The sequence below is a fragment of the Sphaerisporangium rufum genome (genome assembly GCF_016863395.1).
Taxonomy (GTDB): domain Bacteria; phylum Actinomycetota; class Actinomycetes; order Streptosporangiales; family Streptosporangiaceae; genus Sphaerisporangium; species Sphaerisporangium rufum.
On the sequence record NZ_BOOU01000058.1, the window covers coordinates 165,438 to 190,556 of the forward strand.

Sequence of the window (25,119 nt, forward strand, 5' to 3'; positions counted from 1 at the left end):
CGGATGGTTCGGCCGCCGGCGGCGGGGCGCCCTAGGATGACAGTGTCCGATTGCCATCCATGAAACGGGTTAACGACTCATGTCCGCCATAACCCGCGACGAGGTCGCCCACCTCGCCCGGCTGTCCCGGCTGGCCCTGGCCGACGACGAGCTCGAACACTACGCCACGCAGCTCGATGACATCATCGGTGCGGTCGCGCGGGTGGCCGAGGTCGCCACCGATGACATCCCGCCGTCGTCGCACGCGCTGCCGCTCACCAACGTCTATCGACCCGACGAGGTGCGGCCCGGCCTCACCCCCGAACAGGCGCTGGCCGCCGCCCCGGCCGTCGAGGACGGCCGCTTCCGCGTCCCGCGCATCCTCGGGGAGGAGGCATGAGTCTCACCCACCGGAACGCCGCCGAGCTCGGCGCGCTGATGGCCGCCGGCGAGGTCTCCGCCGTCGAGGTGGCGCAGGCCCACCTGGACCGCGTCGCCGAGGTCGACTCGCGGGTCCACGCGTTCCTGCACGTGGCCGCCGAGTCCGCCCTGGAGCAGGCCCGCGCGGTCGACGCGCGCCGCGCCGCCGGCGAGAAGCTCGGCCCGCTCGCGGGTGTGCCCATCGCGCACAAGGACGTCTTCACCACCCGTGACATGCCGACCACGGCCGGGTCGAAGATCCTCGAAGGCTACCGCCCGCCCTACGACGCGACCGTCACCACCCGGCTGCGCGAGGCCGGCCTGGTCATCCTGGGCAAGACCAACCTCGACGAGTTCGCGATGGGGTCCTCCACCGAGAACTCCGCCTACGGTCCGACGCGCAACCCGTGGGACCTCGACCGCGTCCCGGGCGGCTCGTCCGGCGGCTCCAGCGCGGCGGTGGCCTCCTACCAGGCGCCGCTGTCCACCGGCACCGACACCGGCGGCTCGATCCGCCAGCCGGCGGCGGTCACCGGCATCGTCGGCATGAAGCCCACCTACGGCGGCTCGTCCCGCTACGGCCTGATCGCCTTCGCCTCCTCGCTGGACACCCCGGGGCCGTTCGCCCGCACCGTGCTGGACGCGGCGCTGCTGCACGAGGCGTTCTCCGGCCACGACGTGATGGACACCACCTCCATCCACGCCGAGGTGCCGCCGGTGGTCGAGGCGGCCCGGCAGGCCGACGTCGCCGGCCTGCGCGTCGGCGTGGTCCGCGAGTTCGGCGGCGAGGGCTACCAGCCCGGCGTCACCGCGCGGTTCCAGGAGGCCGTCGAGCTGCTGGAGTCGCTGGGCGCCAAGGTCACCGAGGTGTCCTGCCCGAGCTTCACCTACGCCCTGCCGGCGTACTACCTGATCGCGCCGTCGGAGTGCTCCTCCAACCTCGCCCGGTTCGACGGCATGCGCTACGGCCTGCGGGTCGCCGACGACGGCACCCGCAGCGCCGAGGAGGTCATGGCGCTGACCCGGGCGGCCGGCTTCGGCGCGGAGGTCAAGCGGCGCATCATGCTCGGCACCTACGCGCTGTCCAGCGGCTACTACGACGCCTACTACGGCTCGGCGCAGAAGGTCCGCACGCTGATCGCCCGCGACTTCGAGGCCGCGTTCCACCAGGTCGACGTGCTGATCTCGCCGACCACGCCGACCACGGCGTTCCCGATCGGCGAGCGCGCCGACGACCCGATGGCGATGTACCTGGCCGACCTGTGCACGATCCCGGCCAATCTGGCGGGCAACGCCGCCATCTCGGTGCCGTGCGGGCGGGCCGACGAGGACGGCCTGCCGGTCGGCCTGCAGATCATGGCGCCGGTGCTCGGCGACGACCGCTGCTACCGGGTCGGCGCCGCCGTGGAGAAGGCGTTCGAGGACCGCTGGGGCGGCCCGCTGCTGAAGGAGGCTCCGTCCCTGTGACCACCACCCGCTCCGTGATGCCGTTCGACGAGGCGCTCGAGCGCTTCGAGCCGGTGCTCGGCCTGGAGACCCACGTCGAGCTCGGCACCGAGTCGAAGATGTTCTGCGGCTGCCCGACCGCCTTCGGCGCGCCGCCCAACACCCAGGTCTGCCCGGTGTGCCTGGCGCTGCCGGGCGCGTTGCCGGTGGCCAACGACCAGGCGATCGAGTCGACGATCCGCATCGGCCTGGCGCTGAACTGCACCATCGCCGAGTGGTGCAGGTTCGCCCGGAAGAACTACTTCTATCCGGACATGCCGAAGAACTACCAGATCAGCCAGTACGACGAGCCGCTGTGCACCGACGGCCACCTGGACGTCGAGGTGGACGGCCGCACCGTCCGGGTGGAGATCGAGCGCGTCCACCTGGAGGAGGACACCGGCAAGTCCACCCACGTGGGCGGGGCGACCGGCCGCATCCACGGCGCCGACTATTCCATCGTCGACTACAACCGGGCCGGCATCCCGCTGGTCGAGATCGTCACCCGGCCGATCGCCGGCACCGACCGGCTGGCCCCCGAGGTCGCCCGAGCCTACGTCACCGAGCTGCGCGAGCTGATGCGCTCGCTCGGCGTCTCCGACGTGCGCATGGAGCAGGGCTCGCTGCGCTGCGACGTCAACGTCTCGCTGATGCCGCGCGGTGCGGCCGAGTGGGGCACCCGCACCGAGACCAAGAACGTCAACTCGCTGCGCAGCGTCGAGCGGGCGGTGCGCGGCGAGATCGAGCGCCAGGCGGCGGTGCTGGCCGACGGCGGCCGCATCGTCCAGGAGACCCGCCACTTCCACGAGGACACCGGCGCCACCACCTCGGGCCGGTCCAAGGAGGAGGCGCAGGACTACCGCTACTTCCCCGAGCCCGACCTGCTGCCGATCGCGCCGGCCCCCGAGTGGGTCGAGGAGCTGCGCGCCCGGCTGCCCGAGCTCCCCACCGCGCGCCGCCGGCGCCTGCAGGCCGAGTGGGGCGTCTCCGACCTCGACATGGCGGCCATGCGCAACGCCGACGCCGTCGACCTGGTCGAGGCGACGGTGGCGGCCGGGGCGCCCGCGGCCGACGCGCGCAAGTGGTGGATGGGCGAGCTGGCCCGCCGGGCCAACGAGTCCGGCACCGCGCTGGCCGACCTGCCGATCGAGCCGGGGCAGATCGCCCGGGTCGTCGAGCTGGTCGCCTCCGGCGCGCTGACCGACAAGCTGGCCCGCCAGGTGCTGGAGGGCCTGCTGGCCGGCGAGGGCTCGCCGGACGAGATCGTCGAGGCGCGCGGCCTGCGGGTCGTCTCCGACGAGGGCGAGCTCATCGCGATCATCGACCAGGTGCTGGCCGCCAACACCGACGCGGCCGACAAGGTGCGCGCCGGCAAGGTCGCCGCGGCCGGCGCCCTGGTGGGCGGGGTGATGAAGGCCAGCCGCGGCAAGGCGGACGCCGCCCGGGCGCGCGAGCTGATCCTGCAGCGCCTGGGCGTCGCGGGGTAGCGGCCGGCCGACTGGTGTGTTCGCCGGCGGGTCCCGCGGGACCCGCCCGCGAACACACCCGTACTTGGTACCGATCCCGCCCGCCGGCGATTCGTACTTGGGACAGGATTCGTCGCCCGTTGCGGCAGAAATCCCAGGGGCGGTTGGTCTAGGGTGATGCGGGGGGTCGGGTACGGAGCGGGAGGAGACGAGGGCGTGCGGGACGCCGGAGCGTCGATCGACCCGCCGCCCGAGCCCTTCGCGCCGGTGCCTGCGAAGTCCTCCGGCGCGCGGCCGGCCGAGCATGGCGCCGCGGCCGGGTCCGGCCCGCGCAAGAGGCTGCCGCCCGGCGTCACCCCGATCCCGCCCGGCGTCTCGCCGGAGATCTTCGTGACCACGCCGCCGCCGCCCGGGTCCGGGGCGCCGAGCGCGCCGGTGCCGACGCCTCCGTCCACCCTGCCGCCGCCCCCGCCGCCCGCCGAGCCCTGGCGGGTGGCGCCCCGCTCGCGGCGCGGCGTGGAGTTCGAACCGGTCGAGCCGGTCGAGCCCGCCGAACCGGAGCGGTCCCGCCGCGGGCTGCGCCGCACGCTGACCGCGTTCGGCACGATCTGCCTGCTCTTCGTGCTCGCCTACGCCGTGCCGGCCGCGATCATGTGGGGCAAGGTGCTGCCGGGCACCCGGGTGGGGGACGTCGACATCGGCGGGCTGACCGAGACCGTGGCCATCGAGCGGCTGCACCAGCGTTTCGACCGGCTGGACCAGCAGGCCATGACGCTCAACGTGCGGGGCCGGCGGGTCGCCGTGCTCGACCCGGGCGACGCCGGCCTGACGGTGGACGTCGAGCGGACGGTGACCGAGGACGCGAAGGCCGGTTTCCCGAGCCCGCCGGCCGTCTGGCGGGCGCTCACCGGAGAGCGCCGGCTCACCCCGCGCATCTCGCTGAACCCGGTCAAGTTCCCCCAGCGGCTACGGAGCATCCTCAAGGAGGCGAACGACCCGGCGCATGAGGGATCCATCGTCTACCGCGGCACCACGCCGGAGGTGGTCCCCCCGAGAACCGGCCTGGTCCTGGACGAGCAGGCCGCCTCCCAGGCCGTCCAACGCGCCTTCGTGCGCGGCGCCGGCCCGGTCGACCTGCCGGCCACCCCGGTGCTGCCCAAAGTGGAACGTCCGGCGTTCGACGCGGCGCTGGCCCGGGCCCGGGCGGCGGTGGCCGCGCCCATCGTGCTGCGGAGCGGGGCCGGCCGGGTACGGCTGTCGCCGCCGGTGATCGCGGCCAACCTCACCTTCGTCCCGGACGAGCGGGGCGCGGTACGTCCGAGGTTCGACGCGGCCACCGCCGTCGCAGGTCTGGAGACCACCCTGGTCGGGGTCGCCGAGGCGGTGCGCGAGGCGGGCTTCCAGATCGTCGGCGGCGTGCCGACCTTGGTGCCCGCGCGCGTCGGCAAGGGGGTGGACACCGGGCGGCTCGCCGCCGAGGTCTCCCGGATCGTCGAGCACGGCGGGTCCCGGACGATCCGGGTCACGCTCGCCATCACCCGGCCGGAGCTGAGCGACGCCGAGGCGCTCAAGCTCGGGGTCAAGGAGCAGATCGGCACGGCCACCACCGGTTACCCATGCTGTTCGGCCCGGGTGACCAACATCGAGCGGGCCGCCCGCCTGGTGGACGGGCTGATCGTCCGTCCCGGGCGCCGCTTCTCGCTGAACGAGGTCATCGGCGAGCCGGACGCGGCCCGCGGGTTCGTCCGGGCGCAGGCCGTCCAGGACGACCGGGTGACCGTCGCCGTGGGCGGCGGTGTCGCCCAGCTCGCCGGCACGATGTACGAGGCGGTGTACCGCGCCGGGTTCCGGGATGTGGACCACACCCGGCACCAGGTCAACGCCCCCGGGCTCGTCCCCGGCCTGGACGCGGTGGTGTCCTACCCGGACGTGGATCTGCGGTGGCGCAACGACACCGGCCATGGCGTGCTGATCAAGGCGGCCGCCACCGGCACCGGGCTGACGGTGACGCTGTGGAGCACCAAGATCTACGACCAGGTGGACGTGCTCACCTCGGCGCGGACCGCGATCACCCAGCCGGGCGAGCGGGTCGACCGCGGTTCGGACTGCGTGGCCGCCGCAGGCGCGCCGGGGTTCACCGTCACGGTCGGCCGGGTCTTCTACCGGGGTGGCAAGGTCGTCCAGCGGGACCCGGCGCAGACGGTGGTCTATGCGCCCCGTCCCCGCACGGTGTGCTTATCCGAGGACCAGGCCGGCCGCACCGACGCCGCCAACGGTGACGGTGGCGCCGGCAAGGGCAAGACCAACGGCAACGGCAACAGTGGTAACGGTAAGACGAATGGCACCGGCGGTTCCGGCAGGACCAACGGCGGCGGCAACGGCAACGGCGGTAACGGTAAGACGAATGGCACCGGCGGTTCCGGCAAGACCAACGGCGGCGGCACCGGCGGCGGGGACGGCAAGAGCAACGGCAACGGTGCCGGCCACGGCAAGACCACCGACCGCGACGGCGGTGACGGCAGGACCGACGGCGGCCGCGGCGGCGACGGTGCCGGCGGCCGCAAGACCGGTGGCGACGGCACCGGCCGGGCGAACCGCGACGGGGCCGCCGACCGGACGGACGCCGGCACCGGTGCCGGCGGGGACGGCGATGCCGGCCGGACGAACGGCGACCCCGGCGCGTAGGACGTGGGGCCGGCCGCGCGCCGATGGGGCCGCGACCACGGTCAGGACGACCGGTCCAGCGGGATGACCAGGATGCGGTCGTCGCCGTCCCGCACGTCGCCACGCCCGTCCTTGTTGCTGGTGCTCACGTAGAGCGACCGCCCGTCGGGGGTGGCCGACACCGCCCGCAGCCGGCCGTACTCGCCCTCGAACCAGGCGACCGGCTTTCCGGTGCGCCCGCCGCCGGTGAGCGGGACCTGCCACAGCCGCTCGCCGCGCAGCGCCGCCGCCCACAGCGACCCGCCCGCGTACGCCAGGCCGGAGGGGGACGCGTCGGCGGTCGACCAGGTGACCAGCGGGTCGGTGTACTTCGACCCCCCGCCGGTGCCCTCCACCTGCGGCCACCCGTAGTTGTGGCCCTTCTCGACCAGGTTCACCTCGTCGAAGGTGTTCTGGCCGAACTCGGTGGCGTACATGCGCCCCTGGGCGTCCCAGGCCATGCCCTGCACGTTGCGGTGCCCGTAGCTCCAGATCACGTTCTGGAACGGGTTGCCGGGCACCGGCTTCCCGTCCATGGTCATCCGCAGGATCTTGCCGCCGAGCGAGCCCAGCGCCTGGGCCAGCGGCCGGTCGCCGGTCTCGCCGGTCGAGGCGTACAGGTTGCCGTCCGGGCCGAAGGCGAGCCGGCCGCCGTTGTGGATGCCGCCTCGCGGGATGCCGCTGAGGATGGTGACCGGGTCGCGCAGCGCGCCGTCGTACCGGTAGCGCACGATGCGGTTCTCGGTCGCGGCCGTGAAGTAGACGAACACGTAGCGGTCGCGGGTGTACTTCGGCGAGACGGCGACGCCCAGCAGGCCGCCCTCGCCGCTCGCCGAGACCCCGTCGACCGTGCCCACCGTGGTCACCCGCCCCTGCGGGGTGACGCGCAGCAGCCGCGCGGAGTCGCGTTCGGTCACCAGCGCGTCGCCGCCGGGCAGGAACGCGATCGCCCACGGCACGGAGAGGCCGGTGGCCAGGGTGCGCGGCTCGCCCGGTCGGGCGGTGCCCGCGGTGCCGGTGCCCGGTGTGGCGGTGCCCGGTGCGGCGGTGCCCGGTGCGGCGGTGCCGGCCGGCGCCGGGGCCGTCCCGGCGGGCGAGGCCGCGCCGCCGGACGCGGGCGGCGCGCCCGCCGCGCCCTCCGGCTCGGCCGCGCACCCCGTGGCCAGCGCCGCCGCCAGCAGCGCCGCGACCGGCATCGCGGCGGCCCGCGCTCGTGCGGTGGCCCGGCCGGCTGCCGGGCGGGGTCGGTTGGACATGTGTGGACCTCCTCGCTAGGTCCATACTGCCCCGCCCGCCCGGAGGTTCCCGCCCGGCCCGGCGGACTCGCTAGGGTGGGCGGCCATGAGGATCTGGGCCCCCTCGCGGGACGTCGCGGACGTGCTGGCCGACCTGCCGGACGTGGAGTGCGAGATCTACGACGGCGCCGGCCCGCCGCCCGGGGGAGCCGGCGAGGTCGAGGTCTGGATCCCGCCGCTGATCCCGCCGCCCGGCACCGCCGAGCTGCTCGGCCGGATGGCGCGGCTGAGGCTGCTGCAGACCGTGTCGGCCGGGGTGGAGGCCTACCGGCCGCACCTGCCGGACGGGGTCGTGCTGTGCAACGCCCGCGGCGTGCACGAGGCCGGTACCGCCGAGTGGGCGGTCGGCGCCATGATCGCGGTGCTCCGCGACTTCCCGGAGTTCGCCGCGGCCCAGCGGCGCGGGGAGTGGATCTACCACCACACCGGCGTGCTGGCCGATGCCACCGTGCTGATCGTCGGGTACGGCTCGATCGGCGCGGCGCTGGAGCGGCGGCTGGCCGGCTTCGAGGTGGACGTGGTCCGGGTGGCCGGCTCGGCCCGGGAGGGCGTGCACGGCGCGGATGAGCTGCCTCGCCTGCTGCCGGCGGCCGACGTGGTGGTGCTGCTGGTGCCGCAGACCCCCGCCACCGCGCGGATGGCGGACGCGGCGTTCCTCGCCGCGATGAAGGACGGCGCGCTGCTGGTGAATGCCGCGCGCGGCTCGGTGCTGGACACCGATGCGCTGCTCGCCGAGCTGCGCGCCGGGCGGTTGCGGGCCGCGCTGGACGTGACCGACCCCGAGCCGCTGCCACCCGGCCACCCGCTGTGGACGGCGCCCGGCGTCTTCATCACCCCGCACGTGGCGGGCAGCACCCCCGCCTCGCTGCGCCGCGCCCGCCGGCTGGTCCGCTCTCAGATGCTGAGATACCTGTCCGGGGAACCGCTGAACAACGTGATCACCGGCTCGTACTGACCGTCCTGACAGCACATCCTGACTCGGACCGATAGTAAAGCAAAGTCAGACCGTGGCTGCCTCGTGACCTCCGCTGCGTACGGTGAATCTCACCGTGCCACCGTTCGGAAGCACCAATGGCGGTTATCAGATCGGTGACGACTGGGCGGTTGTCGCCTCCCGCGCCGCCGGCCGGGAGCGAGACTGGCGACGTGACAGGGATGAGCCGTATGGGCGACGATGTTGAACCGTCTTCGTGATCCAAAGGTCCCGCTGACCGCCGCCGCCGGGTTCGGCGGGGCGGCCCTGACGGCTGCCCTGCTGATCAACCGGCCCTCCCCGGCGGTCACCGCGGTCGCGGGGGTGGTGGCCGGGCTGGCCGCCGCGGTCTCGCTGCTGCTGGCGGTGGCGCGCGGCGGGCACCGGCCGCGGTCGGACTCCTGGAGCTGGCTGGCCTTCGGGTCGGTCACCTGGCTGTCCGGGGTCGGCGTCCGGCCGCTCGCCGAGGGCACGCCGTTCGTGCTGACCTTCGCCGACGTGCTGCTGCTGGTCGGCACGGTGCTGCTCGCCATCGGCTGCGGGCGGGCCGCGGGCCGGCCCGCCTACGGGCGGTCGCTGCTGCACTACGCCACCAACGCCTACGTCGCGGCGGCGTCCATCTTCGCGATCTGCTGGCTGCTGGTGCTGGCCCCCGCCTACGCTCAAGGGGACGGCCCCGGCCCGCTGATCTCGCCCGTGCTGTGCCTGCTGGCCGGCTGCGCGGTGGCCCCCGCCGTGCTCGCCACCCGCGCGCCCGGCCGCCGGGTCGCCACCGCCGCGCTGGTCGCGCTGGCGGCGATCACCTTCGCCGAGTTCGCCACCGCCGTGGTCCGGTTCACCTCCGGCGGCGACCCCCCGCTGGTCGCGGGCATGGTGGCCCCGGTGGCGTTCCTGCTGCTGGCCGCCCTGCCGTGGACCGGCGGGCACGCCCCCGGCCGGCCGGGCCCGTCGGCGTCGGTGGCGGTGGCCGAGGCCGCGCCGCTCGGCCTGGCGGCGGTCGCCACCGCGGTCATCGTGATCGGAGTGATCACCGGCGGGGTGCGCCCACCGATGGCGGTACTGCCGGTGCTGGGCGGCTCGGTGGTCGTGGTGCTGCTGGCCAAGGTGTTCGTGCTCGCCGTCGAGGCCACCGGCATGCGCGCCTCGGTGGCGTCCGGCGAGCGGCGGCTGATCAGCCTGGCGGAGAACGCCGGGGACGTCGTGCTGGTGTGCGACCACGACGGCGAGATCCGCGAGATGGGTTCGGGCGTGACGGCCGTGTACGGCTACCGGGCCGCCGACCTGGTCGGCCGCTCCATCCTCGACTACGTGCACTCCGAGGACGCGCCCGGCGTGCAGGCCGCGCTGCGCGCCATGACGACGGAGGACGAGCCCGCGCCGGAGGGCGTGTGCCGGGTCTCCTGCCGGGTGCGCGCCGCCGACGGCACCTGGCGCCCCGCCGAGTCGGTGGCCACCCGGCATCCCCGCGAGGGCGAGGACCTGGTGCTGATCTCCACCCGGGACGTCAGCGACCAGGTGGCGCTGCGCGACCAGGTCGCCCACCTGACCTTCCACGACGGGGTCACCGGGCTGCCCAACCGCGCCTACTTCGAGGAGCGCACCCGCGAGGTGCTCGCCCGCCGGGGCGCCGGCCGCACCGCGGTGGTGTTCCTCGACCTGGACGGCTTCACCGGCGTGAACGACTCGGTGGGGCACGCCGGCGGCGACTACCTGCTCAGCCAGGCGGCCCGCCGGCTGCGTGCCGCGGTGCGCGCCGACGACACCCTGGCCCGGTGGGGCGGCGACGAGTTCGCGGTGCTGCTGGAGTCCGGCAGCACCGGCGCCGGGACGGCCGACGCGCAGTCGGCGATCGACCTGGCCGAGCTGCTGGTCCGGGTGGTGTCCGCCGAGCCGTTCCGGGTGGCCGGCCGCGACATCGCGCTGACCGCCAGCGTCGGGGTCGCCTTCGCCGAGGACGGCACGCCCGCCGGCGATCTCATCCGTAACGCCGACGTGGCGACCACCCGGGCCAAGGAGCTCGGCGGGCGCCGGGTCGAGGTGTTCGCCGCGCACATGCACGCCGACGTGGTCCGCCGCCTGGAGCTGGCCGCCGACCTGCAGCGGGCGCTGCTGGACGGCCAGTTCGCCGTGGAGTACCAGCCGGTGGTCGACCTGGCCACCTCCCGGGTGACCGCGGTGGAGGCGCTGGTGCGGTGGTGGCGGGGCAGCGCGTTCGTGCCGCCGCAGCAGTTCCTCGGCGCGGCCGAGGACACCGGGTTGATCGTCCCGCTCAGCGAGTGGATCCTGCGCGAGGCCTGCCGCGAGGTCGCCGCCTGGCGGGCCTCCTCGTGGGACGTCGGGCTGTCGCTCAACCTGTCGTGCCGGCAGATCACCGCGCCGCGCTTCGTGGAGACCGTGCAGGCGGCGCTCGCCGAGAGCGGCCTGCCGCCCGGCGTGCTCACCCTCGAGGTGATCGAGGAGATGCTGGTCGAGGACGCCGAGGAGGTCATCCGGCGGCTGTCGGAGCTGCGCGCGCTCGGCGTGCGGCTGGCCATCGACGACTTCGGCACCGGATACGCCTCGCTTGCCCTGCTGCGGCAGCTCCCGGTCGACATGATCAAGATCGATCCGTCGTTCGTGGCCGGGCTGGGCCGGGACGAGACGCTCACCCTGCTGACCCGGACCATCGTCCGGCTGGGCCACGATCTCGGGCTGGTCGTGGTGGCCGAGGGCATCGAGCGTCCCGAGCAGCTGGAGCTGCTGCGCGAGATGGGCTGCACCCGCGGTCAGGGCTACCTGGTGGCCCGGCCGATGGCCGCCCGCGGCGTCGACTCGCTGATGCGCACCAGCTGCGCGCCGCTGCAGAACACCGCCTGATCGTGGACGCGTGTCTCTCGGATGGTGAGACATGCGTCCATAGATTTGACACCCCCGTCCTCCGAAGGGCTATCGTTACGCCATGCGTACCACTGGAGAGGCCATCGCCGGGCTCGGCCGAGCCCGTCTCGACGGTGTAGTACTTCGCCGGCGCGCAGGCCGCTGACGAAGCTCTCCGGCCCGCGCGCAGCCCCAGCACCGCCTCTCCGGCGGGCGGGGCATTTTTTATGGCCACGTCCAGCTCAGCCACACGAGGAACGAGCCGATGACCGAAGAGATGACAGGTGCACAGGCCCTGGTGCGGGCCCTGGAGCACGTCGGGGTCGACACGGTGTTCGGGATCCCCGGCGGTGCCATCCTGCCCGCCTACGACCCGCTCTACGACTCCACCAAGGTCAGGCACGTCCTCGTACGGCACGAGCAGGGCGCCGGCCACGCCGCCGAGGGCTACGCGCAGGCCACCGGCCGGGTCGGGGTGTGCATGGCCACCAGCGGCCCCGGCGCGACGAACCTGGTCACCGCGATCGCCGACGCCTACATGGACTCGGTGCCGATGGTCGCGATCACCGGCCAGGTCGTCTCGCCGCTGATCGGCACGGACGCCTTCCAGGAGGCCGACATCTCCGGCATCACCATGCCGATCACCAAACACAACTTCCTGGTCACCGAGGCCGGCGACATCGCGCGGACCATCGCCGAGGCCTTTCACATCGCCTCCACCGGCCGGCCCGGCCCGGTGCTGGTGGACATCTCCAAGGACGCGCTGCAGGCCACCACCGCTTTCTCCTGGCCGCCGGTCATGCGGCTGCCCGGCTACCGGCCGGTGACCCGGCCGCACTCCAAGCAGATCCGCGAGGCGGCCCGGCTGATCTCGGAGGCACGGCGGCCGGTGCTCTACGTCGGCGGCGGCGTGCACAAGGCGCGGGCGTCGGCCGAGCTGGCCGAGCTGGCCGAGCTGACCGGCATCCCGGTGGTCACCACGCTGATGGCCCGGGGCACCTTCCCCGACAGCCACCCCCAGCACCTCGGCATGCCGGGCATGCACGGCACGGTGGCCGCGGTGGGCGCGCTGCAGCGCAGCGACCTGCTCATCGCGCTCGGCACCCGGTTCGACGACCGGGTCACCGGCCGGCTGGACTCCTTCGCCCCGCACGCGAAGGTCATCCACGCGGACATCGACCCGGCGGAGATCTCCAAGAACCGGCACGCCGACGTCCCGATCGTCGGCGACTGCCGCGAGGTGATCAACGACCTGCTCGGCGCGGTGCGCCACGAGCGGGCCGAGGGCCGGACCGGCGACTACACCGCCTGGTGGACGGTGCTGAACGGCTACAAGACCACCTACCCGCTGGGTTATGACGAGTTCGACGACGGCTCGCTGGCGCCGCAGTACGTCATGCGCAAGCTGAGCGAGATCGTCGGCCCGGACGCGTTCTACGTGGCCGGGGTGGGCCAGCACCAGATGTGGGCGTCGCAGTTCATCGGCTACGAGAACCCCGGGACGTTCATCAACTCCGGCGGCGCGGGCACCATGGGCTTCGCGGTGCCGGCCGCGATGGGCGCCAAGATGGGGCAGCCGGAGGCCACGGTGTGGGCCATCGACGGCGACGGCTGCTTCCAGATGACCAACCAGGAGCTGGCCACCTGCGCACTGGAGGGCGTGCCGATCAAGGTCGCCGTGATCAACAACGGTAACCTGGGCATGGTCCGGCAGTGGCAGACGCTGTTCTACGAGCAGCGCTACTCCAACACCGACCTGCAGTCGGTGCGCCGCATCCCCGACTTCGTGAAGCTCGCCGAGGCCTACGGCTGCGTCGGGCTGCGCTGCGAGCGGCCGGAGGACGTGGAGGCCACCATCCGCAAGGCGATGGAGATCAACGACGTGCCGGTGGTCGTCGACTTCGTGGTGCACAAGGACGCGATGGTGTGGCCCATGGTCGCGGCCGGCACCGGCAACGACGAGATCAAGGTCGCCCGGGACATGGCTCCCGTGTGGGACAACGAGGATGACGCATGAGCCGGCCGGGCACCGCCCCGCGGGCGATCGTGGGAGGGAACAGATGAGCCGCCACACCCTGTCGGTCCTCGTCGAGAACAAGCCGGGCGTGCTGGCCCGGGTGGCCGCGCTGTTCAGCCGGCGCGGGTTCAACATCGACTCGCTCGCGGTCGGGCCGACCGAGCACGCCGACGTGTCCCGGATGACCATCGTGGTCAACGTCGCCGAGCTGCCGCTGGAGCAGGTCACCAAGCAGCTCAACAAGCTGATCAACGTGATCAAGATCGTGGAGCTCGACCCGGCCCAGTCGGTGCAGCGCGAGCTGACACTGATCAAGGTCAGGGCCGACTCCGAGACCCGCTCGCACGTCCTGGAGCTGGTGCAGCTCTTCCGGGCGCGCTGCGTGGACGTCGCCACCGACGCGGTGACGATCGAGGTCACCGGCACGCCGGACAAGCTCGACGCCTTCATCCGGGTGCTGGAGCCGTTCGGCATCAAGGAGCTCGTCCAGTCGGGCATGGTGGCCATCGGCCGCGGAGCCCGGTCCATCACCGACCGCTCGCTGCGGGCCCTGGACCGCAGCGCGTGAGCCGGCAGAAACCCACGAAAGGCAACCAGTAGTGACTGAGATCTTCTACGACGACGACGCCGACCTGTCGATCATCCAGGGCCGGCACGTGGCCGTGCTCGGATACGGCAGCCAGGGGCACGCCCACGCCCTGTCGCTGCGCGACTCCGGGGTGGACGTCCGCGTCGGCCTGCTCGAGGGTTCCAAGAGCCGGGAGAAGGCCGAGAACGACGGGCTGCGCGTCGTCACGCCGGGCGAGGCGGCCGAGGAGGCCGACCTGATCATGATCCTGGCGCCGGACCACGTCCAGCGGCACCTGTACGCCGAGCACGTCGCGCCGAACCTGGTCGAGGGCGACGCGCTGTTCTTCGGGCACGGCCTCAACATCCGCTACGGCCTGATCGAGGCGCCCGAGGGCGTCGACGTCGCCATGGTCGCGCCCAAGGGCCCCGGCCACCTGGTGCGCCGCCAGTTCGCCGCCGGCCGCGGCGTCCCCTGCCTGGTCGCCGTCGAGCGGGACGCCAGCGGCAACGCCTGGCCGCTCACCCTGTCCTACGCCAAGGGCATCGGCGGCACCCGGGCCGGCGCGCTGAAGACCACCTTCACCGAGGAGACCGAGACCGACCTGTTCGGCGAGCAGGCGGTGCTGTGCGGCGGCGTCTCCGAGCTGATCAAGACCGGCTTCGAGACGCTCATCGAGGCCGGCTACCAGCCGGAGGTCGCCTACTTCGAGTGCCTGCACGAGATGAAGCTCATCGTCGACCTCATGTACGAGGGCGGCATCTCCAAGATGTACTGGTCGGTCTCCGACACCGCCGAGTACGGCGGCTACACCCGCGGCCCGCGCGTGGTGAACCCGGAGACCAAGAAGGAGATGCAGCGCATCCTCGCCGAGGTCCAGTCCGGGGCGTTCGCCCGCGAGCTGGTCGAGGAGTTCGACGGCGGCCAGGGCAACTTCCGCAAGTACCGCGCGGAGCTGGCCGAGCACGCCATCGAGAAGACCGGCGCCAAGCTGCGCCCGATGATGAGCTGGCTCAAGGACAAGTAACCCGCCCCACCACCGATCGCCCGGACCCTTCGGCTCCGGGCGATCGGCGCTTCCAGGCCGGCCGGGTACGGCTGGATATCGAGTCACGAAGTAATCCTCCGTGAAAAGGTCGCTTTATGACCGTTGACGAGCTCCACGATGTTTCCGTGCGAGCCGGTACCGCCGGCGACGCGGATGCCCTGGCGCTTCTCGACCCGGTGGCCGGATCGGACGGAGGCGGGCGGCGCGAGAGTATCGAGCGATGGTGCCGCGCCGGGTCGGTGCTGGTCGCCGACGGGCCCGCCGGGGTGGCCGGGTACTGCGTCGTGGAGTACACCTTCTTCGAGCAGGGTTTCGTGACGATGCTCATGGTCGCCGAGGGCCGGCGTCGCCACGGCATCGGTGAGAGGCTGCTGCGTGCCGCAGTGGTGTCCTGCCGGACGGCCAAGTTGTTCACCTCGACGAACCTGTCGAACCAGCCCATGCAGCGCCTGCTCCGGCGGCTCGGCTGGTACCCGGCCGGAATGGTGCACGGCCTCGACGACGACGACCCCGAGGTCTTCTACCTCTGCCACCCACGCGAAGCCGATCAGTAGCCGAGTCTCGATCGCACGACCCGGAGTTCTCGGTACAGATCGTCCCAGGGAAATGATGCGGCGCCAGGTGCCCCCGAGTTGGGTGCCGGGAGACGATCGAAGTCGAGGACGACCGTGACTCCTGCCTTACGGAGCAGTGCGACACTGGCCGGGAATGCCGGATGGCGCGCCAGCGCGACGTTGGGCCATGGGACGGCGACGATGGGCAGTCCGAGTCCGAGGGCTTCGTTGAGTAGGCCAAGTGCCAGGGTGTCGCTGATTCCTTGTGCCCACTTGTTAATGCTGTTGAAGGTCGCGGGCACAACGGCGAAAGCATCCGCCGGGGGGAGGACATCCGGCTCTTCCGGCCGTTTGTAATCACTACGGACGGGATATCCCGTCAAGGCGCTCAGTTGCGACGCATTCAGAAATTTCATGGCAGATGGTGTGGCAACTACACAGACTGCCCAACCTTCACCGTGCAGGCGCTGCACCAGGGAAGGGAGTTCTCCTGCAGGTCGGCCGCCACACGCGATGATGTAGAGGACCGGCTTTTGATCGGCCATTCCTAACGCCTCCCGACATACATGTGACTACACTCGGTTATGTTCCATATCTCAAGGGTGAATGCATCCTGCAAGGAACCATACGTCCGGGTTCAGGGGGCTTGCCGTGGAGACCACCCACAAGGAAGACGCTGAGATCGACCGGCGTATCGGTAGCCGGGTTCGAACGCTGCGGCTGCGCCGTGGCCTTGGTCTTCGTGCCTGCGCCGAGTTGTGCGGCCGTACCGAGGAGTGGCTGCGCCAGGTGGAACGCGGTCAGCAACGTCTGGACAAGCTGTCCACGCTGGTGACCCTGGCAGAGGTTCTCGGCGTGCGAGACATCGGCCTCATCGTGGAAGATCGGCTTCATGGGTCGACGTGTACGGTGACCCGCACTGGCGGGATCCAGCACAAGGCGGTCCCGGAGATCCGACGCGCCATGTCGACCCCGCTGTGTCAGCCCTACGAGGTGGACAACGTCGCCCTTGAGATCGACAAGGTTCAGAGTCGGCTCGCGTCTGCTTGGTCGACCTGGCACGGATCGACACGTCCATACACCGCATTGGGAGTGGTGGCTCCTGGTCTGGTGCGGGATGCTCTTTCCTTGCATAAGACGGCCCGACCGTCCGAACGGATTCGCACGTGGTCGCTGCTGGCGGATGTATTTCAACTCACCCAGCGCTTCATGTACTGCGTAGGTGAGACCGAGATCGCAGCCAGAGCGGCGGATCGCGCGATGGTGTCGGCGGAAGAGACCGGTGATCCCATTTCGATCGCCATCGCGGCCTGGACGTCGACCATGGCGGCCCTCGGCCGAGACGAGATCGACGAAGCACTCGATATCGCCATCAACGCCGTCCGTCACCTGGCGCCACACCGTGAGCGTTCCGCAGCGGCGCTGTCAGCATGGGGATCTCTCCAACTGTTCATCGCGATCGCGAGTGCGAAGAACGGGCGAGTCGCCGATGCATGGCGGCACTGGGACCTCGCATGCGGCGCCGCCGCCCGTCTCGGCCCTCTTCATCACGATCCGCTCACCATGTTCGGCGAGCCGAACGTCGGGATCTACGCCGTGGCCATCGACGTCGAGACTGGACGATCCGCAGCGGCGATCGATCGGGCGAACGCCGTCGATGTCTCCGCCATCCCTTCCTCCAATCGACGTGCTCAGCATCTGCTCGACGTCGCCCGTGGATATCTGCGCCGCCATGATGACGATGCGGCGATGGCTGCGCTCCGGCATTCGGAAGTCCACTCCGCAGAGACCGTCGTCTTCAGTCCGATCGCCCGACAGATGATCAGGGAGATGCTGTCGGAGCGGAGACGCCCCGCACCTTCACTGCTCGATCTGGCAGTTCGGACGCGAATCATCGGTTAGCGCGAGACCCAACTGTCGCTTGGGTTCAGAACCCTGATCGACTTCTACGGTCGCGGCATGCTTCACGATGCCCTGCCGGTCATCGGCCTCGGTGGTGAACCGCACGAATCCGTTGACCCGATACGAAAGCGTGGTCGGCACCGGCGCGGTGCGCCGATGAGCCAAGTATCCCCGCGACGCTGGGATGTCGCCCAACGAGCCGCCGGGCGGCAACTGGACCAGATGGAGCCCGACTGGGTCGTCTGGTATGGCGTCGGCGCGCGGCGTTTCTATGCCTTTGCCATCACGGCCATGGCAGAACCGCTGATCCTGCAGGCCGGTGCGGCCGACGAACTTCGGGCTCTCATGCGCGAGGCCGAGCGGGCCGGCGCGGCGGCACGTTCCCTTCCATCAGGTGCACAGTCACCAAGAGGAGTCGGCATGCGGAGACGATGGGCGGTACACGTTCGGTCTGCTGGGACCTGCCGCCGGACGCGGCGATCGTCGCCAAGGCACGCGGCATGGTGAACGAGACCCTCCTCTGCTGGGGGCTACGAGCTCTCGCGGATGACGTCGTCCTGGCGGTCGGCGAATTGCTCGCGAACGCGATCACCTATGGGGAGCCCCCGGTCCGGCTGGCCATTGCCGTCGAAGGCGCCGAACTGTGCGTCCAGGTCACCGACCACGGCGCCGAGCGGCCCCGTCATCTCGATCTCGGTGTCGACGCCGTCCACGGGCGCGGGCTGGTCATCGTCGCGGCCCTGGCCCACCGGACGGGAGTCACCCCATTCCCCGGTGCGGCAGGCAAGGCCGTCTGGGCGCGGTGGCGGCTACCGGCCGGGACGGTGTGCTGAGCCCTGCTTCTAAGGCGCAGCGGAACCACGGGAACAAGGTGAAGCGGCACGGGCCGGTCGGCGCCGCGGTGGCGTCCTGCCGCACCGCTGAGCTGTTTCACCTCGACGAACCTGTCCGATCTCGCCATGCAGCGGTTGCTTGAGGGGCTCGGTCGACGACCGGAGGGCATGGTGCACGGCCTCGATGACGACGATCCCGAGGTGCTCTACCGCTGCCCGGAGTGATCGGCGGGTGGTGAGCGCCGCCGGCCAATCCGGACTTAACCGGTGAATCATATTTGGCGCGCAGCGGCAAAGTGTGGACGCTCATGATCAACCTCTCTGGCTCGGATGGCTGCTGGAATATCGGCGGGGCCCCTTGGTGGCACAACTCGTGCCACGCGGAAGAGGAGGAAACGGATGTTCACGAAGACCACGAAGACCATGGTCGCCGCAGCCGCGATGACCTTCGGACTTTTCGGTGTGACCGCCACGCCGGCCAACGCGGCTTCGGGCGGGGGTTGCTACGACCACCCCAATACCGACCCGTGCATCAGCCTGTCGGGTAATTTCCTGTACGCCGACTTCTACCAGAACAAGAGGCCGGACGCGAGCATGTCTACGGCCGTCCTGGCGATCATCAAGAACGGCTTAACGGCGACCTCCCAGTCGTACGACCTCACCCGGACGGGGCGGTACGGACCCATCAGCAACAACATAGCCACGCTTCCCCCCTCGAATGGATCGGCCTATGCTCGGGTGCGGGTGTACACCAACACCGGGGCTCTGCACTATGAGGTCAGGAGCCCCACGCAGTACTGGTGATCTCGAGGTGAGCGGGTGAACACACACCGGGCGGTCGCTACGGCCGCCCGGTGTCTTTGCGGCCGGCTGCCAGGCGCGACGGAATGCCGAACACCCACCCGCCTCGATAGAGGCCTGTCACTTCGGATGGCCAAAGATGCTGTCTGAGGGTTGGCGTGGATTGTTTACCTGCTTCGCGCGGGATAGCGATTTTGAGGCTCCATGAGTGTTCCGCGGCCGGCCGAGACGTATTGTCGTTCTATAAAGGCATGCGATGTATGGTAGCGGTTATGCCGGTAAGCCGGTTTTAGTGTTATGGGCGACGCGTTCGCGGGCGCGCTAGAACTCGATCTCGATGATGAACGGCCGGAGCGGCCTGGCCCCCACTCATTGCGCACCATCGCAGTTCAGCCAGTGACCGCCGTCCGCAGGCTGCTGCGCGCCGCAGTGGCGTCCTGCCGGACGGTCAAGTGGGGAACCGGCTCAGCGCCGGTAGCCGCTGACCCCTACGGGCACCTTCGCGTCCACGGCTCTGATGACCGGCTCGGCCTCATCGGGCCCTTCGGTGCCGTACAGCTCGATCAGCTGCGACTCCCCGGCCGGCTTCGCGGCCATCTCGGCGGCGGTGTTCACGTCCGGCACCGCGACGAAGATGGTCCGGCCGCCGCCCTCCTTCTCGTGCACCACGCGGTCGGCCTCGGGATCGGCTCCGCCGTGCACGACGATGAACGCCTCCGACAGCGGCTCGCCCGCCTCGAAACGTTCCTTGTACGAGGCCACCGAGGTCAACGACTCGAAGCCGTAGTAGATGGCCCCCACAGCCGCCTTCCCGCCCGTGGCCCGGCGTGCCTCGGCGTGCCACACGGCGCCGAACCCGCCGCACAACTCGACCTGATCCACGCCTTCGGCCACCAGGCTCGCCACCAGGCCCACCATCTGGGCGGCCTCGGCCACGGCCCGCACGCGGGTGCGGCCGCGAGCGGTCTGGACCGCCATCACATCGATCCGCTGGTCGGCGTCGGCCTCCTCGTAGACGATCACCCGGTTCTCAGGCATGGCCGTGCTCCCTTCTGCGTGTTCGCGCCGACGACCAGCCTGCTAGTTGAAGTTAGGTTGAGGTCAACCCCGGCCGCGGAAGCCCCAGAGCACCGCCGCGGGGGCCGACGAGTCCGGAACCGACGGTGGTTTCTGCCCGGCCGGAGGATTCCGCCACGGCCGGACCGGCCGGTAGTAGCGGCCGGGAGGCTGAGTTCGACCGGGACGGGTGGCGTCCTGGCGGTCGGCGAGGTGCACGCCAACGCGATCACCCATGGGGAACCCTCGATCGGGCGCTGCCCGGTACCCGGTCGGGACGGTGTGCTGAGCCCTGCCACGAGGCGCAGCGGAAACCGGGGAAGTGACCCGCGCCGGCCAATGGAGCCCGGGTGTGGTTCACGATCCGGTGTAGAGGCGGGCTAGGGGGATGAGTTCGACGTCGTGGCGGGTGGTGGCGAGGCGGGTCAGGTCGGCGGTGAAGCCGGAGCGGGAGAACAGCAGGAGCTTCGGCAGCGCGCCGATCTTGGCACTGGGCAGCAGGCCGCGTAGGTGTTCAAGGCGCTCCAGCTCGGCGGTGCCGATCGGGGCGACGGTGCTCTTGACCTCGCCGATCGCGGTGATCCGGTCGGCGGCGAACGAGGTGACCTCGGTGACGACGACGTCCAGCTCGTGGCCCTGGCGGTGTTCGCGGCAGGGAAGCTCGGTCGGGCGGACCGCGCCGGCGGTGCCGCCGAGCGTCTCGGGATCGGCGTGCTCGAAGCACCACTGCCGGGCGAGGTCCTCGAAGTGCGGGCCGTAGATCCGCGCGGCGACGGTGTCGGCGTTGGTCCGCCAGACCCGGTCGGCGTGCCCGGCGATCAGCTGGGCCTCGTGGCGCTGGATGAGGAGCTGGTGCAGCCGCACGACCGGCTCGGCGACGCGGAAGACGCTGCGCTTGCCGCGCAGCGCGTCGTCGAGCTGCTCGACCAGCCCGATGTCCTGCAGGCCGCTCAGCAGGTGGGCCAGCGCGCCGCTGGGACGGCCTAGGGCCGCGGCGATCTCCGAGCGCCGGTGGTTCCCGGCGCTGATCGCGCTGAGCGTGGCCGCGTACGAGGTCGGGTCGCTGATCGACGGCTCCTCGCGGAGCAGCAGGGCGCCTTCGCGGAACATCGCGGAGGCGGGGTTCAGCAGGCGTCGCCGCACCCAGTGGTCGAACCCGGCGAGGTCGGCGGGGCCGGAACCACCGCTCATCTCCAGGTAGGCAGGAGTGCCGCCCAGCAGGGCGTGCAGCCGGAACGCGAGCTCCGGGTCATGATCGGCACCCCAGAAGGCGGCGGCCTCCCGGAAGCGGAACGGGCGCACGACCAGCTCCATGACCGCCCGCCCGCGCAGCGGCGCACCACCGGCGAGGAGCTGCGCCATCGTGGTCAGCGCGCTGCCGCAGAGGATGAGCCGGGTGCGGGTGTGCTCCTTGGCGTACCCGAGCGGGTTGAGCGCCTGCTGGAGGTAGGACGGCAGAGCCGGGGTGGCCGAGACCAGGTAGGGGAACTCATCGATGATGAGGGGGGTGGCCTGGCTCTCGCCGAGCCGGAGCAGTTCGTCCAGTGCCTCGCGCCAGCCGGTGAACACGACGGGCTGGCGCAGGCCGCGCTGGGCGGCGTAGGCCGCGCCGAGGTCGGCGAGGTTCTGCGCCTCGGTCTGCTGTGTCGCGCCGAAGAAGAAGCCGCCGGTCTGCTGGGCCAGCAGTTCGAGCATCAACGTCTTACCCTGCCGGCGTCGACCATAGACGAGCCCGAGGGTCGCGCCGGGCGCGGAGGACGCGACGAAGTCGGCGAGATGCTCCCATTCGAGGTCCCGGCCGTACAGACGCTTCGGCTTTTGCAAGGGGCGCGTCCACTCTCTCCTGATGATGGCGCCAGAAATGATGGCTGCAACTATGATAGTTGCAGCCATCAAATCTGTCGCGCCGAACCTACAGGTCATGGTTCGGTGGGTGTCGCCCTCAGACTGCGACGCGTTCGTCCGCTCGATCGGATCGGAACCGCGCGGTTTCGGTCGCGTGACCGGTGGGATGCCCTCCCCGGGTGCGGGTGGGATACCTGCCGCCCGGGGAGGGGCGGGGTCAGCAGGGGGCGGGCTTGAGCCAGGAGCATTCGAGGTCCTGGTCCTGCGGCGGGGCGGCCGTGCGGAGCTGGGCGACGTTCACCGGGGTGTCCCGCTTGAACTGGGCGAGCCGCACCGCGATGGCGTCCTCGATGGTGCGCGGGCTGCCGGTCAGGTGGTTGTTGGTCAGCACGGAGAACACCAGCGGTTCACCGTCGGCGCTGGTCACGTAGCCCGACAGGCCGGACACGCTGGTCAGCGAGCCGGTCTTGGCGTGCACGTTGCCCGCGGCGGCGGTGCCGCGCATCCGGCTGCGCAGCGTGCCGCCGGTGAAGCGGTCGGCCTCGCCGGCGATCGGCAGCGCGTCGTACCAGGTGGTGAACCACGGCTTGGCCCGCAGCGCGATCAGGTAGGCGGTCAGCTCGCCCGGGGTGAACCCGTCCAGCCGGGACAGACCCGAGCCGTCGCGCAGCCGCACCGTGGCCAGGCCGTTGGCCTTGGCGAACGCGGTGGTGACCGCCAGCCCCGCGTCCCAGGTGCCCTGGCCGGAGACCTTGCGGCCCATCGCCTTGGTGAGGATCTCGGCGTGCATGTTGTTGCTGAGCTTCATGAACGGCACCAGCAGCTCCGACAGCGGCATCGAGGCGCGGTCGGCGAGCTGGCTGGCCCCGGCCGGGGTGGCGCCCCGCGCGGTGCGGCCGAGTACCCGGACGCCGTGCTTCGCCAGCGCGTCCCGGAACAGCGACGCCGCGTAGCCGGTGGGGTCGTCGACGGCGATCCACTCCTCGTAGGTCTCGGCGACCGTGCCGGTGACCACGATGCGGTTCGTGCCGTGCACCCGGGTCACCGTGACGTCGGTCGCGGTGCCGGTGGTGGCGCGGTTCTCGATGGTGACGTGGTGCGTCGCCGGCCGGGTGGTGACCTTCGCGGCCGCGCCGGCCGTGCCGCCGGGGGCCACCGAGACGATCACCGAGCCGGCGTCGTAGTCGGTGTCCGGCGCGGCGGTGAGCGCGGAGATCTGGGCCGCGTAGTAGTACGGCTCGTCGTCCTGGGCCCAGTCGGTGCCGAGCCGCACGTCGTCGAACCAGGTGTCGTCGGCGACCAGCCGGCCGGTGACCAGCTTGACGCCGGACGCGGCGACCTTGGCGGCCAGCGCGTCGTAGTCGGCGGCGAGCATGGTGGGGTCGCCGGTGCCCTTCAGGTACAGGTCGCCGGCCAGCGCCGACCCGGCGCGCCGGCCGGAGCCGAGCACGCTGGTGGTGAACCGGTAGCCGGTGCCGAGGGTGTCGAGGGCGGCGGCCGAGGTGAGCAGCTTGGTGTTGGAGGCCGGCAGGAAGACCTTCCCGGGGTCCTGGGCGTAGAGCTGCTCGCCGGTCCGCGCGTCGCGGACGACCACCCCGGCGCGGGCCGGGGTCAGCCAGGAGGCACCGAGAATGGCGTCCAGGTCCTGTACCAGGTCGGTGACGCCGGGCGCGGGGTCGTCGGCGCCGGCGCTCGGCGCCCAGCTGAGGGAGACGGTGAGGAGCGCCGCGGCCAGGGCCGCGGTCGCTCGTCCGGGGATCCGCACGGGTCCTCCATGAGGGTGAACGGGCCCGCTCGGCGGCCGGCCCGGGGGGTGCACACCCTTGAGATCATCGTGATCCGCGCCGTACCCGGCAATCCGGAAATCTGCGTATGTTGCCACTTTGGTGGCGGCGGTCGCCCGCCGGACGGAACTCGCCGGCTCGCCGAGCCCGGCGGGGTGTCACGTTCCCGGACGGCCCGAGGGCGCGCCGGCCTAGGCGAGGTTCAGTGGGCCGGGACGGTGAGGAGGAAGGCGCAGTCGCCGAAGGAGATCTCGTCGCCCGCGCGCACCCGGGCCGGGCCGACCAGGCGCCAGCCGTTCAGCCGGGTGCCGTTCAGCGACCCGAGGTCCGCCAGCAGCCAGTCCTCCGCCCCGGCGTCCCGCCGTAGCTCGGCGTGCACCCGCGACACCGTCAGGTCGGTGAGCACCAGGTCGCACTCCGACCCGCGGCCGACGACGTAGCGGACGCGCTGGTCGCCGGGGAGGGCCAGCCGGGGCAGCCGCGGCCGGCGCCAGGCGCTCTCCACCCGGGTGGTCAGGTCGGAGATCGACGCGACGGCGTCGGTGAGCCGCCGCCGCCACTTGCCGGGCGGCGGCAGGTCGGAGACCAGTTCGGTCAGCTCGCCGCGGTTGCGGGCGCGCAGCGCCTGGTCGACCCGGCCGAGAAACGTGTCGTGGGAGATCTGTCCCTCCACGGCGCGCTCGCGGAGCTCGTTGATCGCGCGATCGCGGTCACCGTCGGACGCGCGCACAGGCGGGTGCGTCGAGCTCATGTCCCGAGTATCAGGCTGCCGCCCACGAAGTGTCCAGAATATGGGGGATCTCGGAGATCGATTGCTTGGAGCATACCGAGTATGCATACTGAGTATCCATGTCCATCAGATACGGACTGCTGGCTCTGCTGACCAGAGGGCCGCGGTACGGCTACCAGTTGCGCGCGGAATTCGAGGCGTCGACGGGGGCGACCTGGGCGCTGAACATCGGCCAGGTCTACACGACGCTCTCCCGCATGGAGCGTGACGGCGCGGTCGCGCCGGGCGAGCCGGACGACCAGGGCCGGGTGGTCTACGAGATCACCGGCACCGGCCGGGCGGAGCTGGAACGGTGGTTCGCCACGCCGATCCACCGCGGCGACCGACCCCGCGACGAGCTGGTGATCAAGCTCGCCATGGCGGTCACCACCCCCGGCGTAGACGTGCCGGGCGTCGTGCAGGTGCAGCGCACCGCCACCATGCGCAGCCTGCAGGAGCTGACCCGGGCCAAGCGCGTGATCGCCGGGACGGCGCAGCGGCTGGTGCTCGATTCGATGATCTTCCAGGCCGAGGCCGAGCAGCGCTGGCTCGACCACTGCGAGGCGGTCCTCGGCACTTCCCAGGAGACGAAAGATGACGACTGAACCGGTGGTGCGGCTTTCCGGGGTGTCCCGGGTGCATGGGTCGGGGCCGAACGCGGTGACCGCTTTGGCGGAGGTGAGCCTGGCGGTGGCGGCGCGAGAGCTGGTGGCGGTGATGGGTCCGTCCGGTTCCGGCAAGTCCACGTTGTTGAACGTGGCCGGT

21 protein-coding genes are annotated in these 25,119 nt (G+C 71.6%); 15 read left to right on the forward strand and 6 right to left on the reverse strand.

The window, feature by feature from the left end:
- Positions 1-79 precede the first annotated feature (79 nt).
- The 4 genes from gatC (at position 80) to Sru01_RS22155 (ending at position 6,035) form a co-directional block, all read left to right on the forward strand.
- A complete protein-coding gene (gene gatC / locus Sru01_RS22140; RefSeq protein ID WP_203989476.1) occupies positions 80-379 on the forward strand; it encodes an Asp-tRNA(Asn)/Glu-tRNA(Gln) amidotransferase subunit GatC in 300 nt (99 codons plus the stop codon).
- Entirely contained in the window at positions 376-1,866 is a 1,491-nt protein-coding gene (gene gatA, locus Sru01_RS22145) for an Asp-tRNA(Asn)/Glu-tRNA(Gln) amidotransferase subunit GatA (RefSeq protein WP_203989478.1), read from the forward strand. The genes gatC and gatA overlap by 4 nt, the downstream gene beginning before the upstream one ends.
- The gene (gene gatB / locus Sru01_RS22150; RefSeq protein WP_275412195.1) at positions 1,863-3,371 is read left to right on the forward strand and encodes an Asp-tRNA(Asn)/Glu-tRNA(Gln) amidotransferase subunit GatB; all 1,509 of its coding nucleotides are present in this window, start codon (positions 1,863-1,865) and stop codon (positions 3,369-3,371) included. Before gatA ends, gatB begins: the two co-directional genes overlap by 4 nt.
- A 195-nt stretch (positions 3,372-3,566) precedes the next feature.
- The gene (locus Sru01_RS22155; protein WP_203989480.1) at positions 3,567-6,035 is read left to right on the forward strand and encodes a VanW family protein; all 2,469 of its coding nucleotides are present in this window, start codon (positions 3,567-3,569) and stop codon (positions 6,033-6,035) included.
- A 41-nt stretch (positions 6,036-6,076) separates the two neighbouring features.
- Here the strand turns inward: Sru01_RS22155 and Sru01_RS22160 are convergent, their stop codons facing one another.
- Positions 6,077-7,309 carry a PQQ-dependent sugar dehydrogenase gene (locus Sru01_RS22160; RefSeq protein WP_239137644.1) on the reverse strand — a complete coding sequence of 411 codons (1,233 nt, stop codon included), beginning with the start codon at positions 7,307-7,309 and terminating at the stop codon, positions 6,077-6,079.
- Positions 7,310-7,394: 85 nt separating this feature from the next.
- Here Sru01_RS22160 and Sru01_RS22165 point away from each other — a divergent pair, with 85 nt between their 5' ends.
- The 6 genes from Sru01_RS22165 (at position 7,395) to Sru01_RS22190 (ending at position 15,364) form a co-directional block, all read left to right on the forward strand.
- Positions 7,395-8,303: a 2-hydroxyacid dehydrogenase gene (locus Sru01_RS22165; protein WP_203989482.1), complete on the forward strand. Its 909-nt coding sequence runs from the start codon at positions 7,395-7,397 to the stop codon at positions 8,301-8,303.
- A 219-nt stretch (positions 8,304-8,522) separates the two neighbouring features.
- On the forward strand, positions 8,523-11,177 hold the full coding sequence (locus Sru01_RS22170) for a putative bifunctional diguanylate cyclase/phosphodiesterase (protein ID WP_203989484.1): 2,655 nt from the start codon (positions 8,523-8,525) through the stop codon (positions 11,175-11,177).
- 220 nt (positions 11,178-11,397) lie between these two features.
- Positions 11,398-13,194 carry an acetolactate synthase large subunit gene (locus Sru01_RS22175; RefSeq protein WP_275412196.1) on the forward strand — a complete coding sequence of 599 codons (1,797 nt, stop codon included), beginning with the start codon at positions 11,398-11,400 and terminating at the stop codon, positions 13,192-13,194.
- 43 nt (positions 13,195-13,237) lie between these two features.
- Positions 13,238-13,762, forward strand: coding sequence for an acetolactate synthase small subunit (gene ilvN / locus Sru01_RS22180; RefSeq protein WP_203989489.1), 525 nt, complete (start codon positions 13,238-13,240; stop codon positions 13,760-13,762).
- A gap of 31 nt (positions 13,763-13,793) precedes the next feature.
- Positions 13,794-14,789 (forward strand): ketol-acid reductoisomerase, encoded by a 996-nt coding sequence (gene ilvC, locus Sru01_RS22185; RefSeq protein WP_507763320.1) that lies wholly within the window; start codon positions 13,794-13,796, stop codon positions 14,787-14,789.
- 146 nt (positions 14,790-14,935) lie between these two features.
- Positions 14,936-15,364 carry a GNAT family N-acetyltransferase gene (locus tag Sru01_RS22190; RefSeq protein ID WP_203989491.1) on the forward strand — a complete coding sequence of 143 codons (429 nt, stop codon included), beginning with the start codon at positions 14,936-14,938 and terminating at the stop codon, positions 15,362-15,364.
- Here the strand turns inward: Sru01_RS22190 and Sru01_RS22195 are convergent.
- On the reverse strand, positions 15,358-15,909 hold the full coding sequence (locus Sru01_RS22195; RefSeq protein ID WP_203989493.1) for a flavoprotein: 552 nt from the start codon (positions 15,907-15,909) through the stop codon (positions 15,358-15,360). The two genes, Sru01_RS22190 and Sru01_RS22195, sit on opposite strands and share 7 nt — an antisense overlap.
- Before the next feature lie 106 nt (positions 15,910-16,015).
- Between Sru01_RS22195 and Sru01_RS22200 the strand changes: the two genes are divergently transcribed.
- The 3 genes from Sru01_RS22200 to Sru01_RS22210 all read left to right on the forward strand — a co-directional run bounded on the left by Sru01_RS22200 (position 16,016) and on the right by Sru01_RS22210 (position 18,903).
- Positions 16,016-17,266: a helix-turn-helix domain-containing protein gene (locus tag Sru01_RS22200; protein WP_203989494.1), complete on the forward strand. Its 1,251-nt coding sequence runs from the start codon at positions 16,016-16,018 to the stop codon at positions 17,264-17,266.
- Positions 17,267-17,697: 431 nt separating this feature from the next.
- On the forward strand, positions 17,698-18,099 hold the full coding sequence (locus Sru01_RS22205) for an ATP-binding protein (RefSeq protein ID WP_203989495.1): 402 nt from the start codon (positions 17,698-17,700) through the stop codon (positions 18,097-18,099).
- Between the two features lie 399 nt (positions 18,100-18,498).
- Complete coding sequence (locus tag Sru01_RS22210; RefSeq protein ID WP_203989496.1) at positions 18,499-18,903, forward strand: hypothetical protein; 405 nt, start codon at positions 18,499-18,501, stop codon at positions 18,901-18,903.
- 462 nt (positions 18,904-19,365) lie between these two features.
- Here the strand turns inward: Sru01_RS22210 and Sru01_RS22215 are convergent, their stop codons facing one another.
- The 4 genes from Sru01_RS22215 to Sru01_RS22230 form a co-directional block, all read right to left on the reverse strand.
- Complete coding sequence (locus Sru01_RS22215; protein WP_203989497.1) at positions 19,366-19,938, reverse strand: DUF6506 family protein; 573 nt, start codon at positions 19,936-19,938, stop codon at positions 19,366-19,368.
- A gap of 375 nt (positions 19,939-20,313) precedes the next feature.
- A complete protein-coding gene (locus Sru01_RS22220; protein WP_203989498.1) occupies positions 20,314-21,780 on the reverse strand; it encodes an AAA family ATPase in 1,467 nt (488 codons plus the stop codon).
- A 238-nt stretch (positions 21,781-22,018) separates the two neighbouring features.
- Positions 22,019-23,566 carry a D-alanyl-D-alanine carboxypeptidase/D-alanyl-D-alanine endopeptidase gene (dacB, locus tag Sru01_RS22225; RefSeq protein ID WP_239137645.1) on the reverse strand — a complete coding sequence of 516 codons (1,548 nt, stop codon included), beginning with the start codon at positions 23,564-23,566 and terminating at the stop codon, positions 22,019-22,021.
- Positions 23,567-23,787: 221 nt separating this feature from the next.
- Complete coding sequence (locus Sru01_RS22230; RefSeq protein ID WP_203989499.1) at positions 23,788-24,336, reverse strand: FHA domain-containing protein; 549 nt, start codon at positions 24,334-24,336, stop codon at positions 23,788-23,790.
- A gap of 98 nt (positions 24,337-24,434) precedes the next feature.
- Here Sru01_RS22230 and Sru01_RS22235 point away from each other — a divergent pair, with 98 nt between their 5' ends.
- Both Sru01_RS22235 and Sru01_RS22240 read left to right on the forward strand, forming a co-directional pair.
- Positions 24,435-24,959 carry a PadR family transcriptional regulator gene (locus tag Sru01_RS22235; RefSeq protein ID WP_203989501.1) on the forward strand — a complete coding sequence of 175 codons (525 nt, stop codon included), beginning with the start codon at positions 24,435-24,437 and terminating at the stop codon, positions 24,957-24,959.
- Positions 24,949-25,119 (forward strand): ATP-binding cassette domain-containing protein (locus Sru01_RS22240; protein ID WP_203989529.1); only part of this gene is annotated, 171 nt, incomplete at its 3' end. The genes Sru01_RS22235 and Sru01_RS22240, both read left to right, overlap by 11 nt.

What these genes read in the sequence shown, in the direction of transcription:
- gatC (WP_203989476.1), top strand. Translation starts at nt 80, where the DNA reads ATGTCCGCCATAACCCGCGACGAGGTCGCCCACCTCGCCCGGCTGTCC.
- gatA (WP_203989478.1), top strand. Translation starts at nt 376, where the DNA reads ATGAGTCTCACCCACCGGAACGCCGCCGAGCTCGGCGCGCTGATGGCC.
- Sru01_RS22160 (WP_239137644.1), bottom strand. Translation starts at nt 7,309, where the DNA reads ATGTCCAACCGACCCCGCCCGGCAGCCGGCCGGGCCACCGCACGAGCG.
- Sru01_RS22165 (WP_203989482.1), top strand. Translation starts at nt 7,395, where the DNA reads ATGAGGATCTGGGCCCCCTCGCGGGACGTCGCGGACGTGCTGGCCGAC.
- Sru01_RS22170 (WP_203989484.1), top strand. Translation starts at nt 8,523, where the DNA reads ATGTTGAACCGTCTTCGTGATCCAAAGGTCCCGCTGACCGCCGCCGCC.
- ilvN (WP_203989489.1), top strand. Translation starts at nt 13,238, where the DNA reads ATGAGCCGCCACACCCTGTCGGTCCTCGTCGAGAACAAGCCGGGCGTG.
- Sru01_RS22195 (WP_203989493.1), bottom strand. Translation starts at nt 15,909, where the DNA reads ATGGCCGATCAAAAGCCGGTCCTCTACATCATCGCGTGTGGCGGCCGA.
- Sru01_RS22205 (WP_203989495.1), top strand. Translation starts at nt 17,698, where the DNA reads ATGGGCGGTACACGTTCGGTCTGCTGGGACCTGCCGCCGGACGCGGCG.
- Sru01_RS22210 (WP_203989496.1), top strand. Translation starts at nt 18,499, where the DNA reads ATGTTCACGAAGACCACGAAGACCATGGTCGCCGCAGCCGCGATGACC.
- Sru01_RS22215 (WP_203989497.1), bottom strand. Translation starts at nt 19,938, where the DNA reads ATGCCTGAGAACCGGGTGATCGTCTACGAGGAGGCCGACGCCGACCAG.
- Sru01_RS22230 (WP_203989499.1), bottom strand. Translation starts at nt 24,336, where the DNA reads ATGAGCTCGACGCACCCGCCTGTGCGCGCGTCCGACGGTGACCGCGAT.
- Sru01_RS22235 (WP_203989501.1), top strand. Translation starts at nt 24,435, where the DNA reads ATGTCCATCAGATACGGACTGCTGGCTCTGCTGACCAGAGGGCCGCGG.